Origin of the sequence: Butyricimonas faecalis (assembly GCF_003991565.1) — a bacterium.
GTDB lineage: Bacteria > Bacteroidota > Bacteroidia > Bacteroidales > Marinifilaceae > Butyricimonas > Butyricimonas faecalis.
This window is the reverse complement of record NZ_CP032819.1, coordinates 3,677,577-3,692,566: the sequence shown is the minus strand read 5'-3', so window position 1 is coordinate 3,692,566 and position 14,990 is coordinate 3,677,577. Positions and strand designations below refer to the sequence as shown.

The following is a 14,990-nucleotide window of genomic DNA, read 5'->3' as shown; positions in this document are numbered from 1 at the left end:
TGAAAACGGATAAGATGAGGATTAAAGGACCACTTCCTCCCCAGATACAAGAGAGAGAAACAGAACGAATACCTTATACCGTCACCCTCTTACCGTCTGGCATCCTTGTCGCGGTTCAGCCTTACGACAGAGCGCACGCAGTCACGTACCAGTTCGGCATCCCTCCGCTCCATGAAATAGTTCCCGCATTCCAACCGTTTCCTGTCCGCCGGCCTGTTGTTGTCCCTGCATTCACGGATTTCCAGTATGTCATTCAGGTAATAGTACTTGTCACCGCGTCTGACACGTGTTGCCAGCCGTTCGAGTTCCTTCAGCCGTCCGTTCCATGCAAGCCCTTTCTGGCGTAGAGCATCGGAAAGCCTGCTACGGCCACTGGTTCCGATAGGCAGTATCTGGAGATTCACCGCGTACCCGACTGTTTCATGCAGGGAATAGCGCAGGCTCCCGTCTTCGTCCAGCAGGCAATACAGCACAACACGTCCTTTTGCGTCGATTTCCTTGAAAGCCCCCAGTATTACATGCTCATCCAGGATACTGAGTTTTACCAACTGTCCGTCTTTGGGAGCATAGAGAGATTCCGAACATACACCCCGGCGCTTGTCCCATGCAAGATGGCCTTCGTTCAGCAGGCGTTGGAGGGCAATCTTTTGCTCTGCGCTCGCTTCCCGGCAATCATTCAGAAACATGACCGCGTCATCGGTAACGAGTTCTCTGCCCGCAGTCATCCTTACCGGAACCGACACGCAATTACCCGTGACATCTCCCACAAGTCCGGTTTCCGATGTCCCACCGTTGAAGACGACCATTCCCTTGCGAATGGACGACCCACCCGTGCTGTCTTTCGGAATACTCCCGATTTTCTTCTTATGATATGATTCCATTCTTTCGATTCTTTATCCAGATATTTCCTGTAACAGCAAAATGCCATACTTCATACATAAGTGGATACAATACGGCAAATATACGTATAATTCACCAAAAAGGCAGGTGACTGAACCCCATTTCTTCTGCATTTCCACGGTTTCCTGTATAAAGTCACAAAAACCGTACAAATAAGTCGGAATCCATGTGGATAGCTTCGTTCTGTATATTCTATATGATTAAGGAACAAAACATTACAAGATTGTCCGATTGTGAAAAGCATATCCGAACATACTGAATGACAGGAATACACATCCTCCTTTTCCGTCGTCCAATCCGGTTAAGAACAGTCAATATACCGACGTGTCTCTATATATTTTTTGATGCGTTTTCAGCGTATCTAAAAAACAACTTCAAGCCGGAACCCGGAAATCGTGCAGAAAGTCTGTACACCCGTGAAAATTGAAAGGACAGGCATCCACAAATGAGAATATTTCAAAAATATGGGACATGGTGAACACCAGCACCTTAAGCAACCATGATAAATACAAGTACTTTACTGTATATTTTTTGATACCTGCTTACAGTTTCAATCCGAAAGCCGCATTTTGAGCCATTTTGGAAAACCGGACTTGAAAAAACGGCCCGAGGACAGAGACCGAATCCGCACCCGAGGGTACACCCTCCCTAATCTTTTTATTTTTATTACACCATTGAATATCAATAATTTATTAGGTTTACTTTTGTATAAAGTAAGCCTAAAAACGTCTTTTACATTATCTTTGCTTACAAATTGAAAGTAAAAAAATCTTTTCAGTCCTATTTTATCCATTTTAAGCAGCTAATAATCTGATAATCAATAGACAAAACTGATTTTGATTTTATACATACGTTGAAACGGGGCTTTTTTGATTTTTGCAAAGGAAAAATTTTTTTCAAAGAAAATCATTTTTCTATTTTATTGATATTCAGCTATTTACAAATTTACTTCGCGCGCGTGCGTTCCATATTCGCAAAAAGGCTGTTTTTGGAACGTTCCAAATTTTTTTTCTCAAAAAGTTTTGCAGTTCTGAAAAACGGTTTTATAATAGTCATGTACTCGAAAGCCAAACAAACGGCAAACAAGTACGGAGAAAAACGAATAAAAAAATAGATAGTAAAAAACAGAATTAAAAAACAGAAAAGCAAAGACCGCCGAGAGCGAGAAACAAAAACGGCGTTTACACGAAAGTGAGTTGTTGAGCCGTCAAAGGGTAACACCCGAAACAACACCGTGTGCGTTTAGGTACGCTTAAAGAGTGCGTTAAATAACCACGCTTCGCACGGGGCAATAATACCAGTATTGCCAACCTACGAAAGTAGGGAAATTTATGGAACGGGATAAATCGTATTTATTCCGAGTGCCGGAAATACGTCAAGACTTTTGCAAGTCGCTGGGAGTATTGAGAATACCGCCACTGAAAAGGACGTGCAAGAATAATGCCATAATTGCGCCCTTGTGCGCACGGAGATAAAATGCACGGTAGCGGAAAAACAGTCCGCACGGAGCTTGAGAAAAGAGCATTGCCAATGTTATGCCCATAATCACCAGCCGCCCACCGCCTTACTGTTAGCTGCCGGATTGGAAAAGATCCGGAACGTGCCAGAGAAGCGTCTTGCCGAAATTGGAGTAAAGCAGCGCAGAGCCACGACACGATGAGTAGAACTCGTGCAAAGATACGATATGCCGAAAATGCGCTCATTTGGATAGCTCTGCTATGGGGTACGTTTTAAGTGCGACAAAGTTACGAAAAATTTTGCCGTGCAGGGTGAAATGCACGGCAAATTTTTGGGCGCGTGGCAGGAAATGCCACACTTTGCGCTATGGTGCAGAGTTCGGGGTTCGACTCCCCGAGTGCCCGCAATGCGTGATTTTGCGCAGTGTTTCTAAAATTTTATCATTATGGCAACTTCTAAATTGAACAAGGAACAGTATGCAAACATCGGTTCGTTTGCAGGTATCATGTTGGTTTACAACTCTACCAACAAGGACGGTGAACTCGTGCAGACGGCACAGCACTTTTTCGGTGCGGACTTTGAGCCTGCCGACATGTCGGACAACGAGATTTTCCGTGTGATTAAAAACATGGTCGCAACTATGTGGCACACCATTGCGGAGGAAAAGAAACTGCGTGCCGATGCCGACGGCATACGCTCGAAATTCCGTGCCACAACCCCTGCGGAAATCATCATCTGCGAGAAGTCGGGAAATCGTATCAAGAAGTACGACCTTACCGACAGCGTTTGGGCGCGTATCGGTCTTGTGCCGACCAAAGTAGACCTCGAGAAGTCAAACCGTGATTTCCAAAAGACAATCCATGCCGCTGCAAAGGCTATCCGCAACGCCATGAATTTCGCCCCGAACCTCGCCAGCCTCGAAAAGCCTGCCGAGAAAACGACCAAGACCGGCAAGGCTGAAAAGGTGGCGGAACAGCCTGCCGGAACGGTTGCCGACGAAAGCAAAAAGGCGGCATAAGGGCAACGGAGTAACTGAAACCTGCCCGAAAAAGGCAAAAGGACGGCAGGCAGCCCGCTGAACGTGTGGGACTGCCTGCCCTTTTCGTATCTGCCGTCGTAAGCGCGTGTTCTTGTGACGTATGCCACGGATACGCGCTTTTCATTTCGGGCGAAAGCAACTGTAACGTGATAGGCGAAAAGAATTTCCCGGCAAAAAACGGTGCCGGGACTGTACCTCCGCCGCAGGACGGGGAGTACACCGTGGACGACCTGAAGACCGCTCTGGAAGAGTCCGAGCGGTCGCTGCATGATGCCGTCTTCATAGCCCGCCAAGTGTGGGAGAAGGACTGCGATGCCGTGAAGTTCGACATCGACGACCTTGTGCAGATAGAATCGGCATTGCAGGAGATATGCAACATCACCGCAGGAATTGACAGCGGGGACGATGGCGAGTGACATGACGCGCACACGTGCTGCGGAAACTGCGGGGCGTGCGCGCTTTTTCGGGCATTGATATACACTGTGTCAGGATTGCACCCTGAAATGCCCGCACTTTTCTAAAATTCCCTCCGATATGACTTCCTTGCGCCGTGAGGCGTTGTGCCTACCTTGTATATAACACGGTTAAGCACGGTCTGGCGTTCTGCGGAACCGCCTGCCGTGCTTCCGCTGTTATCCTGTGCGGGGAAGCGGAGAACGGATGTGCCAATAATAAAACGAATAAATATGATAGAAGTGTTTGACGCAAAGCGCACCCGCAGTTACGGGTGCTTTGCCAGTTTCAAGGCTGCCACCGATACGCTTGACAGCCTTGCCGCGACGGGACAGCTCGGAAGTGTGCCCGCTGTCAGCGTGGCGGCGTATTGCAGCGGCGTGTTACAACGGGAATATGAAGCGGTGTTTGTCGGTGGGAAATGGCGTGTGCCGAAATCTCCGAAAAGGCGGATGCCGGAAACGAGACCTGCCCGTGGGAGACGTCGGCGGAAATGGTGCAAGGAGTACGCTACGGCGGAGCTGATGTTCCGAGAAGGGTTTCCCGACCATTTGAACCGCAGTTATCCGCTCTCGGCGGACAGCCTGAGACGGTGCAACCGGAAATGCAGAATTTATATGCAATAATAAAAACGCAATGAGTATGAAAACATTAGCAGACGTGAAACGGAAAATGACGCTTGGCTCGAAGTGGCGGTGTGTCCGGCTGTTCGAGGGCGGAAAAGACCTCGGCGTGCGTGAGGTCGGGAAAGTGCAGGGTAATGCCGTGGCATTCCTCAAACCCGACGGGAAACTCTCGTGGCTATGGTGGCCAAAGGCAAAGGACGTGCAGGTGGAAGAAAACGCCTTCACCGTGCTCCAGAACGGAGTGCCCAAGCTCAAGTACATCTATGCCGGATAGGTGTTCCGGAAAAAATCATGCAAAATAATATGAATTAATAACAACTATGGGGGCGGAATGCCCCTATGCTTTTATAAACGGATAAAGAAAATGACAGAAATAACGAGAAAGCAGATATCTGGTCTGCGGGTAAAGATGTATTAACGGCTATGGGAGAGGAACATAGAATCAACGAGATAAAAGGTGTCATCATCAGCCGTGCCCTGCTCAAGGAATACGGGTATGATGGCGATATGCCCACCGACAAACAGATGCAGGTCATCGGCAACGGGTTACTTGAATACTGGGGCGTAAGCGACGGTTTCAAGGAAGCCCTCGCCAGTACAATGGAGAACATGTTCGGTGTAAAAGCAAAAGATTAGGTCTATGGAAACGAAAGAACTTACTACCCACCAGCGTGGTGTTATTCTACGCGGCATCTGCGGCGGGGCTGCATTGAAAGACAAGTCGCCGCAAATATCTGAAAACAATACCGTCATAACCTGCGCCGGAGGGTTGGAGATTTGGGACATCTGCTGCATCAGCAGTGATGCCGAAGCCTTCGGCCTGAAACCGTCCTTCGGTTATGACGGGCACACGAGAATCACTTTCACCCCCAAAGAATAAGCGGAATGAAATCATATTACTACTTGGACTACCTGCACCGTGAAATCTTCCTTGAAGAGGAGGATATTCAGACCGTTCCGGAATCAGGCAGGGCGGACGATGCCTGTTCCGCCATTGCCGAAAAGCCGTATGTCGTGGAGCAGTTCATGGCGGACTCTTTCCGGACACTCAAAGATGTGGCCAGCCGCCTGTGCGATTCCCCTGATATTAAAAGCCGCCACGATACGCTGATGTATATCGTGTGGAGGGTGGCACTGGACATCAAGGAGTGGCGGACTCTGAGCCATAGCGAAGCCGCCGTCAAGGTAACCCGTGAGGACGGTTTCGTGTGGCTGCTTGTATCGGCGGAAAATGCCCGGAAGCTATGGGAGGCAGACGTATTCTCCCTGTACAGGCTTTATGCCGATGATTCGGAATCCCTGATCGAAAGCGAGGCGGAGCTGGAATCGACCATCAAGGGCGGATACCAGATAGGTATCGAGGTGGGGTTCGCCTCTGTAATGGACCATGCCGCCCGGATGAAGCAACAATAAAAATCGGAAACAATCAAATAACGAAATCAAGAAGAAAGGTATGGAAACAACATTATTGACAAAGGAAAATGCCCATCGTGTGACCATGGTGCGGCGTGTGGATGCCCCGGAAAGCGAACCGGTAGCGTTTCTTTTCAGGGGAAAGAGACACGGGTATTGCAGCTATTCCCATCTTGTAGGGAATCCGGGCAAGGAAGAAATCCTCGCCCCGGCGGACTTTAAGGACTGGGAAGTTGTGGAAGTGGCGCACCCGGGCTATCTGGAAGAATATTTCAAGCAGGCGTGCAGCTCCTACAACCTCACCTCCTTCTCACCCGACGAGCGGGGTGAGTCAGACATCGCCTCGCACGAAAAGGAACTGCACGAGGATTTGCAGTCGATGCCCGAGCAGCAGCGGGAACGTTACATGGAAAACTACAAACGCTATTTCTCTGCCATGATCGCCGCCAACAGCCGTTGTGCCAGCGCGATGATTACGGGACCTGCACGCTTCAACACGGGCCGAAACGAAAAGGCCTGCAACAGCCACGCCAAGAGCGTCACGGCGTTCCGGGAATGGCGAGAACGTGCACTCGAAGCGATTCGCAAGGCTACCGAAGCGGCCAAGCCCGAAGAACAGCGTCTCGAGGAGGAGTGGCAGAAGGTCAAAGCCTTTATCGACGATGCCGCCTCGACCATTCACGGTATCGATACGGGTACGGCACGAGGCTATAGCCGGGCTCTCTTCGTCAGCAACCTCGCCGGGCGACTCTCCACCTATGTCAACCATGGCAACGTGGAAATCATCGACCGTGCCGTCGCTCGTCTGCGAGAGTGGAACGACAAAGTCAAGAAACCTGTCGTCACGGCACGCCATTCAATCTTCAAGTATCCCGAACTCGTCCGCAAGGTGCGGGAAAAGCAGCAGGAACGGGCAAGCCGTGAAAATCGTGAGATTCCGTTCGATGGCGGCAAGGTGGTCTACAACTTCGAAGAAGACCGCCTGCAAATCCTCTTCGACAAAATACCCGATACCGATATGCGTACAACCTTGAAGCGTAACGCTTTCAAGTGGGCGCCACGCAACCAGGCATGGCAGCGCCAGCTCACCCGCAATGCCGAATATGCCGCCGGTCAGGTGTTGAAAATAACCATTTAATCCAGTGCCCATGAGATACATCATCGATTCACGTTATTTCGACGGGACATGCCTCACGTCGATGTCGGATGACATGCACAGCGACTACGGCGGCGAGACGCTGGAAGCACTGCGCGAAAGGGAGAAGAACCCGTACCTGGTCGCTGTATCACCGGTACGCATGACACTGCTTGTGAAGCGTTATACCCGGGCACTTTGCAAGCCCTTCCATGAAATTACGGAGGAACGTTATTACGAACTGCTGGAATGCCTGCCTCCGGCCCGCATGCAGAGCGACTGGTTCTTTGTCGGGGAACCGTATTACCGAAACCTGTACGCGCTCTGTTTCGAGTCGGACGGCAGGTATTTCCGGGCGGAACGTCCCATACGTCTTTCCAATGCGGAAATCTACCGCCAGATTCGGGAACACATGGAGAAAGTAAACCTGCATCCCGCCATCGTCAAGAAGGCTTCCTTTGTCAAATATGTCAATTGGTACAAAAAGACGGTCACCTACATACCGTACTATTTCGAGTATGGAGGTAAAATATATTTCCTGAAGAACCTCGCCACTCGGACGGGATCCGAATTTGGCGACCGCCGGGAACGGAACGAGATGGCGGCATTGCTGAGGAACCTGCGCGGAAACCGCTACGAATACTGCACTTTCTACTCCCAAAAGAAGGACATCTTCGAGTTTTTTGACTGGCTACGGAAGAACAAATACACGCTGGAAATCCAGGGCGACTTGTTCGACTTTGCGGATGACCGCTCCCACGTGGACTTTCACGGCAATGTATGCGAGTATTCGGCTGTGTTCCATTACCGCATCTATTCACGCGAGCTTTTTGGCCATATCATTAACCAGCTACGCACCGTGAAACGGTATCACGCGTGGCATAAAAGGAGGGAAATACGATGAAAATCTCAAATGAACCTACCCCATACCTCCTGCTCAAGGCAGGAACTGACAGTGCATGGGATTGCTGCGACTTTGCAATCGTGTACCTGTCAAAAGAGTGGAGACAGACACAGTCCGGCAGGCTGGAAGCCGTCAAGCCATTCAAGGATGACATCAGTTTCCAGTCTTTGAACTTTTATGACATATCGGTTGGTTTTTACCAGCCGGACGAGGACGGGATACTGGGCAGCGAGGACTTGCCGGAAGACAATAACTGGTGCTTCGTGGAACTGACCGAAACGGAACTGGAAAGGTTGGTTCCGCCGGACAATGTGCTGGTCAGCCATATCTTGGCGGTATTTGCAAACGGGGAAGCCAGATACCGGGCGTACGGCAAACATACCGACGAGCGATTCTGGACTGAAAAATTCCCTTTGCAACAGATTTTGGATATACTGGCGAGTCATGAATCTTAAAATTTCAAAGCAACTATGACAGAAATCATCAAAACGGACGGAACACGCCAACCCGTGCAGCCAGCCAATGGCTCAGACTTCACGCTGGAGGAGATGCAGGCGATTGTCGGCGGCTACATCGAACTGGTGGAACTGGACGGGAGCACGACAATGGTCGTCAACGAGGAAGGCAAACTTATCCCTCTGTCCCTCAATCTTGAAGCGAGCAGGATATTCCGTGCTCATCACCCGGCGTCGAAAGACTTCATCGTTGGGGACGTACTTGTGTGCAATAACAATCAAATCAGATAAAATTATGGATAAAGAGAAAGCAAAAGCGCTCAGCAAGACCCTCGCATGCTACAAAGAATTACAAGAGAATAACAGTGTAAACCTGATCGAGTTCCATACCGCTGACGGGCAGAAACACGGTATCGGCAACCCGGAAGCCATCAAGCTGTTGCTTTCGGTGGCCGTCATCGAACTGGAACGCCAGCTCCGGACCGCACAGTTCGGTGATATTCCGGAAAGCCTGGAGAACAGCCGCGAGTACAAGGCGGCCAAACAGCTGGAATACGCCATGAACGATTTGGGATTCAAGTCCGAACGTTTCGCCCAGGCTCTTCCTTATTTCCACAAGACACTGGAACAGACATTCTTCAGAACGGTAAAGGCTTCCATTACCGCTATGGCAGGGCGTGATTCACGCTGCATTGACGACCGCAACCGTGCTTCATACGAGATGTGTCAAATGCTGGCCTCCATGCTGGAAGATACCCGTCTGCCCTTTATCTAAATGCCATGTTCATAGACGAGAGGACACAAAACCGCCTCCATGCCGTGCCGGGAGAGAGTATCTCCCACGGCACGATGCGCACGCAGGACCTGATTCCGGCGTTCTTGGACGTTATCCGTGACACACCGGAGTACGTGCAGGTGATGAATGCCATCCCCGCCCATGCCATGGAGGACAAAGAAGCAGACTGGTGGAACAGCGATGACGCGGCGGGATTGCTGGAATCGCTGTTCGACACGCTCGATAGTTACTCACCGGAGGGGTACTATTTCGGTGCTCATCTCGGTGACGGGTCCGATTACGGATTTTGGAAAATGGACAAGTGAATGTCGGAACATGGTACGGATTACAAAAGACAAGCGGCATGACATTCTCAAAGACGGGATTTGTATCGGGCAAATCTATCTTGCCCGTGCCGAAAGCAGGAAATTAAGATACTGGGCAATCTCTTGCATGAGTGGAATCGGCTTCAACACTTTCAATGAAGCCCGCAGTTATGCCAAGGATTTCCTTTAATAAAAGAATCGCATGAAAAATTGGATACAACAGATGCTTTTGTGGCGTAAAAAGACGGACAAGGGCAGAATGACACTCGGAAAGGTGCAGAAAGAGTATCGCGAGAATGACGTATGCATGGGAGAACTCCTTGATGCCCTTCCCGCCGACGGCCTTTCCATAGAGGAAGCGTTCGAGCTGGCTATCACCGCCAAGAAGTGGGCGGACGGAGACCGTTTCTACCGGAGTATCAACGATGGAGAACCGGAAGAATTGTAAGGTAAATAACAATAAACAATAATGACAAATGAGCAGATATGATTTTATAAGATTCGGCGGCTTTGTCAACTGGGCGGACGAGGACACGGACACGTTCCGGAAAATGAAAGTCTGCCTGCCGGTAAAGGAGCCTGTCGAAGATGACACGAAAATAGGACTGATTTCCACGGACGAGGACAATCCGGAAGAAATCGCGGTTTCTTATTCCGTCAGGGCAGCCGAACTCATCCCTTGGACGGACTCATTCCAGGAAGGATACTGGAAAGCCCTGATAGTGGCAGAGGCAAACGGAGCAGGCACGGACGTATTGCTGCCCATGCTCAAAGATGCCGGACTATGCCTGATGGAATGTGTCTTCCTGATGCTCCGGAGCGATGCCTGCAAACTGTTTCCGGTCCTGTGCCGGCTGTTCCCGGAAGTGGAGGAAATGTTTGAGATTATCACATGGAATGACAGGGAATATTTTGTCAGGGAACTGACGCTGTTCCGTGGAACGGGCGGGGAATACAAAACCCTGGTCTCTGTAACGGGTCTGCAAGACGTGCTGGTCGGCAAAGACGGCGCACCCATATCGGACGAGGCGGAGGCCGTGGACCGGAAAATCTGCTATTACTTCACGGACGAGGAGTTCCTGCTGCCGGAAGAGCGGCTTGTGGCCCTTGCGGAGGATGCGTGAGAAATCATAATGTATGTACAAAGACCAGAAAATGAATAAAAGAATGAACAAACAGCAAACCACTCCCGTTACCGACACTTTTAAGGGGATGCTACTTATGTCAATGGGTGTCCCTGTAGGAAACATCCGTCCCTACCGTTTGAAGTCGGCACCTTCCTGCCTCGGCGGTTTCGAGCGCATGAGCGTAGCGGCAGCACGAGCCTCGGGAATGGATATCCCGGAGACGGAGAAAGAGAACGATGAAGTTTACATATGCCGCTTGGGACCCGCCGTCTTCCATAAATGGATGCCTGTCTGGATGTTCGAAACCGCTTTCGAACCGGTTCCCGAGCAGAGACGCGGTGACCGCATCCGAACACTTACGGAAGAGATGAACAACCATCACGTGGCGGAGAAAGCCCTGAATGAAAAATGTTACGCCCTGTCCGTGAAGCTGCTTTCCGAGTGTGGCGGCAGCCTTGATGACAACGGTGAACAATCCTCGACCTATCTCCATGTTGTGGACCGTGACCCCGTGGAACTGGTCATCACGAACGCGTCGCTCCGGAAAGACGGGAAAATCTTCATCATGGGTTACAGTTACTACACGGGCGAGGAGTACGAGCAGGAATGTGACGTAGAATCCGGCATGGACATACTGAATTTTATCCTTTCCCAAAAAAGTTTTGAGTGCCATGAATGAAGACAAGATATTGCAAATGTTCTTCGACATAGGCCGGTGGACGAAGGCCATTGAGAAAGGCGTGCTGAAAGACATTAGGAAAGACCAACTTATTCGGCTGACCGACGAGCATACCCGTATGGCGATGGCCTATGCCATGCGACGGGGAAAGTACGAGATTTCCCCTCCCCACACGGCGCAGATACCCAAGGACAACGGTGAGTTCCGCACAGTGTACGTAAACGAGCCGATGGACCGCGTAGTACTGGGTATCGCCAACGACCTGCTCTTCGAGTTGATGCCGGAGATGCTGCACTCTTCGTGCAAGTCCTACCAGACCGGTATAGGGTGCGGCAAGGTAGTTACGGAAGTCAGCCACCGGATGACAGAAACCGGCAATAGCGGCTGTCTGGGCTGGAAGTCCGACCTTTCCAAATACTTCGACAGTGTTCCGATACGGTTCATCGACGAGGCGTTCGACAAGGTGGAGGCCAAACACGGCCAGTCTGCCCTGATAGACGTACTTAGGAAATATTACCACTCGGACCTCTATTTCGATGAAGATAACCGGTTGCAAAGCAAGTATCAATCCTTGAAACAGGGTTGTGCTGTGGCTAGCTGGCTGGCGGATGTACTGCTCTACGACCTAGACAGGGAACTGTCACAAATGAACGGCTACTACGTCCGGTATTCCGACGATATGCTTTTTATCGGCAAGGATTATGAAAAAGCGATGGACACACTCCAAAAACGCCTGGAAGATAAATCCATGAAGCTAAATCCCAAGAAAGTGGAATACCTGGCAGCCGATGTCTGGTTCAAGTTCTTAGGATTCAGTATCAAGGGCGGCATGGTCTCGCTCTCGTCATCACGCATCAAGACCTTCCAGCACGAGATCGAGCGGCGGACAATCCGCTGCCGGGACACGACACTGGCAAAAGCCGTGGACGCCGTGAACCGTTACCTGTACAAGGGCGAGTTCAGCTGGGCGATACAGGTATTGCCGGTCTGTAATGTGAAGAGTGACCTCAACGAGCTGAACAAGTTCGTGATGGACTGCTTTAGAGCCATTCAGACGGGCAGGTGCAAGATCGGCGGTCTGGGATATGTCCGAACCAAACCGGATGGCTGCATCGTCCGGGGACGGGGACGCAACGTGAAGGCCAACCGCGATAAAACAGACCGGGACATACCGGGTTACCTGACTGTCGGCTGCATGCGTAACGCCCTTCTGACCAGCCGGGCGGTGTACAACACGCTGGTGGCATCGCTATAAGTTACGCCGGGCACACGGCAGAACGGGTGGACGGGCAGGCTATTCAACGTTACAGGCTTATAACCAGAATCCATATCGAGATTAACCGGTCTAACACCCGGTTAATCCCATCTCGATTCTGGCTGCGCCTGTAATGTATCGGGAAATTAAAGTCATGTGCCGTCTGTCCCGCACCCGTTACCGGAGCACACCGGGAAAGTTCAAGGAATAGGTTTGGGCATCCCGCGTACCAACGTCTTCTTTCCGAGTCTGAAGGCGGCTGACCGTCGCCTTCGGACTCCGCAGAAGACCCATACGCGGGATACATCGGAAGCATAAAGCCATGTGCCGGTATTATGAGAACTTTCAGTCTTTTCCAGCACGGGAACGTGCGGTTCGGGGGAATGGATTCAGCCTGCTGTCCCCGATAAGCCCGTCTCGCGCCGTCGTATCCCTAACGTTATACGACGGCGCCATTCCGGCTTCCGCCACAGCAGACATCGGACCTGTAAAGGAACGTGCCGGCATTCCGGGAACCGCAAAAAGAACAGCACAGGACAAAGGGGGCAAGGCCGGGATTTCAACAGAGCCGCGATTTACGCGGCTGGAACCTTTGTCATCTCCTGCTAACACGACAGATGACACAGGGGCCAGCCGTACTCGCGGCCCGTATCAGGTTTTTAAAGGGATGTGCCGTCCGGATGAGCCCCCCTGAACAGAAGGGTAGCGCGACCGCATATGCACGAGGGACCCAAATTCAAGATACAGTATTCAAGCTTGGTCCTGAGCCAGGCTACTACCTGGTTCAGGACCGAAGTCCTACTGTATTTATCAGGACTATAAAGATACGCGCCAGGGGTTTGAGTGCCATTAATTGTAAACAGGTGAGAAAATGGAAGATATTTACCGAGAAACCGTCACCGCCATAGAGAACGGCGCAAATTTCCGGATTGATTTCCAGTCCAGAAGTTTAAAAGTAAACGGGAGACACATGATACGGAACGGCAGGTATGATGGCGCTCCGTGGTTGCCGGAGTACGGCTGCGGGGATTTTTTCACGGATGTGGAGGAGCTGTACCGCCGCTATAAACATTCGATACCATCGGAGCGCAGCCAGAGCAAGTCCCGCCGGTATTTCATGGCATTGCCCGAAAGTGACCTCGAGGACGGGGACATGCTGTACGGGCAACACCGGGATACCGCGCAATTCGAGCTGGAATTCTATATCCTCTGCCGGATTATAGGCGGGTTCACATGGAATCCCGAAACGATGGGCAAATGGTTCTGGCAAAGCGAAAAAGACAAGGACCTGGTGATACTCAGAAAATGGGTGGAACCCGGAAGTAATCAACTATTAACAAATTCACAATGAGCAGAAAGAAACAAGAAACAAAAGTCCTGTGCCCCGGATGCGGCACGGAATTCGCCATCGCGGACAAGGAATTTGCCGCCACGGGCACCGTTATCGGCAAGAATTCGGATTTGGGCACCGTCTATCCGGTGGTGGCCGGCCATAATTCTCCCGCCGGACTTCCCAAAGGGGCGCGGGAGCGTATCGAGGCACTCCGCGGTGCCGGTGTGGACGTGAGCTGCCTGTTCGCCATGCAGGGAGCCGAGGGCGGCGAGTATATCGCCTCCAACAAAGACGGGAAACTTACCATCCTGGATGACAACGACCCGATATTCGGCAGCATCATGGCACAGGGTACCGTTCCCAACAACCGACTCTTCCGCCGGTGGGTCATGGCACAAATGTTCCATATGATGTCATACACGCATTACCGTGAAAAAGAGCCGGCAGGGGTGACCGAGATGATTCACCGGAAAGGCTATGATTACCAGTGGAAAATGCTCTTGAACGAGCTGCACGCCCAGATGAAGATGGAACACAAGGACATCACGGGTTTTGCCGAGAGAAACCGCTGGTTCAACCGTGATGTGGTTTTGGCCATCGCGAGCGACTATGTCAACGCGCTGAAAAAACACGTGGGCAACCTGGAAACAAGAAAATGCAAGGGAGTTCCCTACAAGCGTATACACGGCCGTAATATTTTCGTGGAGGACCTGCAATCCAAACTGTACTACCCGCTTTCCATCGCGATAACCCACATCAGGCACGCGTTGGACGCCACACAGCTTTACAACGCGGTCAGACAGTTCAATGACCGTCGTATCCGGCTGCCATGGGGCACTCCTCAAAGCAAGGCATGGATGGATGCCTATAAGGGAGCCGGGGCGTTCTTTACCATGCAGAACCTGATTCGTTTCCACAGTTGCACGGCTGTCAATGACCGGGGTCGGCGTCTGGACAAGTACCAGTCACTGGCGTTCCTGTCAGCCAAGGCGGAAGAGTATAAAAACGGAGAAGGCTGGCGGTTGCTGGCAGTCCTGAAAAAAATGCTGGCGGACAACAATATCAACATCAAAAAGAAGATGGCGGCATGGCGTAAGAAATAGGCCGTCATC

The 14,990-nt window shown here is 51.1% G+C and carries 24 protein-coding genes; 22 read left to right on the top strand and 2 right to left on the bottom strand.

Annotated elements, in window-relative coordinates:
• Positions 1–89 precede the first annotated feature (89 nt).
• Positions 90–881 carry a hypothetical protein gene (locus D8S85_RS15970; RefSeq protein ID WP_004293621.1) on the bottom strand — a complete coding sequence of 264 codons (792 nt, stop codon included), beginning with the start codon at positions 879–881 and terminating at the stop codon, positions 90–92.
• 1,478 nt (positions 882–2,359) lie between these two features.
• On the opposite strand from D8S85_RS15970, the gene D8S85_RS15955 reads away from it, so the two are divergent.
• The 19 genes from D8S85_RS15955 (at position 2,360) to D8S85_RS15865 (ending at position 12,545) form a co-directional block, all read left to right on the top strand.
• A complete protein-coding gene (locus tag D8S85_RS15955; protein WP_127075377.1) occupies positions 2,360–2,560 on the top strand; it encodes a hypothetical protein in 201 nt (66 codons plus the stop codon).
• Between the two features lie 243 nt (positions 2,561–2,803).
• Entirely contained in the window at positions 2,804–3,376 is a 573-nt protein-coding gene (locus D8S85_RS15950) for a hypothetical protein (protein WP_117917425.1), read from the top strand.
• Between the two features lie 167 nt (positions 3,377–3,543).
• A complete protein-coding gene (locus D8S85_RS15945; RefSeq protein ID WP_008143004.1) occupies positions 3,544–3,813 on the top strand; it encodes a hypothetical protein in 270 nt (89 codons plus the stop codon).
• 270 nt (positions 3,814–4,083) lie between these two features.
• Positions 4,084–4,476: a hypothetical protein gene (locus tag D8S85_RS15940; RefSeq protein ID WP_004303960.1), complete on the top strand. Its 393-nt coding sequence runs from the start codon at positions 4,084–4,086 to the stop codon at positions 4,474–4,476.
• A 16-nt stretch (positions 4,477–4,492) separates the two neighbouring features.
• A complete protein-coding gene (locus D8S85_RS15935) occupies positions 4,493–4,750 on the top strand; it encodes a hypothetical protein (RefSeq protein WP_004303959.1) in 258 nt (85 codons plus the stop codon).
• 149 nt (positions 4,751–4,899) lie between these two features.
• Positions 4,900–5,112, top strand: coding sequence for a hypothetical protein (locus tag D8S85_RS15930; protein WP_004293628.1), 213 nt, complete (start codon positions 4,900–4,902; stop codon positions 5,110–5,112).
• 4 nt (positions 5,113–5,116) lie between these two features.
• On the top strand, positions 5,117–5,356 hold the full coding sequence (locus D8S85_RS15925; protein ID WP_004293629.1) for a hypothetical protein: 240 nt from the start codon (positions 5,117–5,119) through the stop codon (positions 5,354–5,356).
• A 5-nt stretch (positions 5,357–5,361) separates the two neighbouring features.
• Complete coding sequence (locus D8S85_RS15920) at positions 5,362–5,889, top strand: hypothetical protein (RefSeq protein ID WP_117917424.1); 528 nt, start codon at positions 5,362–5,364, stop codon at positions 5,887–5,889.
• A 40-nt stretch (positions 5,890–5,929) separates the two neighbouring features.
• On the top strand, positions 5,930–7,027 hold the full coding sequence (locus D8S85_RS15915; protein WP_004293631.1) for a hypothetical protein: 1,098 nt from the start codon (positions 5,930–5,932) through the stop codon (positions 7,025–7,027).
• A 10-nt stretch (positions 7,028–7,037) separates the two neighbouring features.
• Complete coding sequence (locus tag D8S85_RS15910; protein WP_008860787.1) at positions 7,038–7,928, top strand: hypothetical protein; 891 nt, start codon at positions 7,038–7,040, stop codon at positions 7,926–7,928.
• Positions 7,925–8,383 carry a hypothetical protein gene (locus tag D8S85_RS15905; protein WP_004293633.1) on the top strand — a complete coding sequence of 153 codons (459 nt, stop codon included), beginning with the start codon at positions 7,925–7,927 and terminating at the stop codon, positions 8,381–8,383. The genes D8S85_RS15910 and D8S85_RS15905 overlap by 4 nt, the downstream gene beginning before the upstream one ends.
• A gap of 15 nt (positions 8,384–8,398) precedes the next feature.
• Positions 8,399–8,674 (top strand): DUF3846 domain-containing protein, encoded by a 276-nt coding sequence (locus D8S85_RS15900; RefSeq protein ID WP_008143017.1) that lies wholly within the window; start codon positions 8,399–8,401, stop codon positions 8,672–8,674.
• Positions 8,675–8,678: 4 nt separating this feature from the next.
• Positions 8,679–9,158 (top strand): hypothetical protein, encoded by a 480-nt coding sequence (locus tag D8S85_RS15895; protein ID WP_004293635.1) that lies wholly within the window; start codon positions 8,679–8,681, stop codon positions 9,156–9,158.
• Positions 9,159–9,163: 5 nt separating this feature from the next.
• On the top strand, positions 9,164–9,484 hold the full coding sequence (locus D8S85_RS15890) for a hypothetical protein (protein ID WP_004303957.1): 321 nt from the start codon (positions 9,164–9,166) through the stop codon (positions 9,482–9,484).
• 10 nt (positions 9,485–9,494) lie between these two features.
• Positions 9,495–9,674, top strand: coding sequence for a hypothetical protein (locus D8S85_RS15885; RefSeq protein ID WP_008143020.1), 180 nt, complete (start codon positions 9,495–9,497; stop codon positions 9,672–9,674).
• Between the two features lie 12 nt (positions 9,675–9,686).
• Positions 9,687–9,932: a hypothetical protein gene (locus D8S85_RS15880; RefSeq protein ID WP_004293638.1), complete on the top strand. Its 246-nt coding sequence runs from the start codon at positions 9,687–9,689 to the stop codon at positions 9,930–9,932.
• 28 nt (positions 9,933–9,960) lie between these two features.
• Positions 9,961–10,608 carry a hypothetical protein gene (locus D8S85_RS15875; RefSeq protein WP_004293639.1) on the top strand — a complete coding sequence of 216 codons (648 nt, stop codon included), beginning with the start codon at positions 9,961–9,963 and terminating at the stop codon, positions 10,606–10,608.
• Between the two features lie 13 nt (positions 10,609–10,621).
• The gene (locus D8S85_RS15870) at positions 10,622–11,290 is read left to right on the top strand and encodes a hypothetical protein (protein ID WP_004293640.1); all 669 of its coding nucleotides are present in this window, start codon (positions 10,622–10,624) and stop codon (positions 11,288–11,290) included.
• Positions 11,283–12,545, top strand: a complete 1,263-nt coding sequence (locus D8S85_RS15865; RefSeq protein WP_117917423.1) for an RNA-directed DNA polymerase — start codon at positions 11,283–11,285, stop codon at positions 12,543–12,545. The genes D8S85_RS15870 and D8S85_RS15865 overlap by 8 nt, the downstream gene beginning before the upstream one ends.
• A 49-nt stretch (positions 12,546–12,594) precedes the next feature.
• Here the strand turns inward: D8S85_RS15865 and D8S85_RS15860 are convergent, their stop codons facing one another.
• On the bottom strand, positions 12,595–12,861 hold the full coding sequence (locus D8S85_RS15860; protein WP_127075376.1) for a hypothetical protein: 267 nt from the start codon (positions 12,859–12,861) through the stop codon (positions 12,595–12,597).
• Between the two features lie 6 nt (positions 12,862–12,867).
• On the opposite strand from D8S85_RS15860, the gene D8S85_RS15855 reads away from it, so the two are divergent.
• From D8S85_RS15855 to D8S85_RS15845, 3 genes are all read left to right on the top strand, one after another.
• Entirely contained in the window at positions 12,868–13,239 is a 372-nt protein-coding gene (locus D8S85_RS15855) for a hypothetical protein (RefSeq protein ID WP_240648700.1), read from the top strand.
• 177 nt (positions 13,240–13,416) lie between these two features.
• Entirely contained in the window at positions 13,417–13,896 is a 480-nt protein-coding gene (locus D8S85_RS15850) for a hypothetical protein (RefSeq protein WP_004293642.1), read from the top strand.
• Positions 13,893–14,981, top strand: a complete 1,089-nt coding sequence (locus D8S85_RS15845; protein ID WP_117899595.1) for a ubiquitin carboxyl-hydrolase — start codon at positions 13,893–13,895, stop codon at positions 14,979–14,981. Before D8S85_RS15850 ends, D8S85_RS15845 begins: the two co-directional genes overlap by 4 nt.
• The last annotated feature ends 9 nt before the right edge of the window (positions 14,982–14,990 follow it).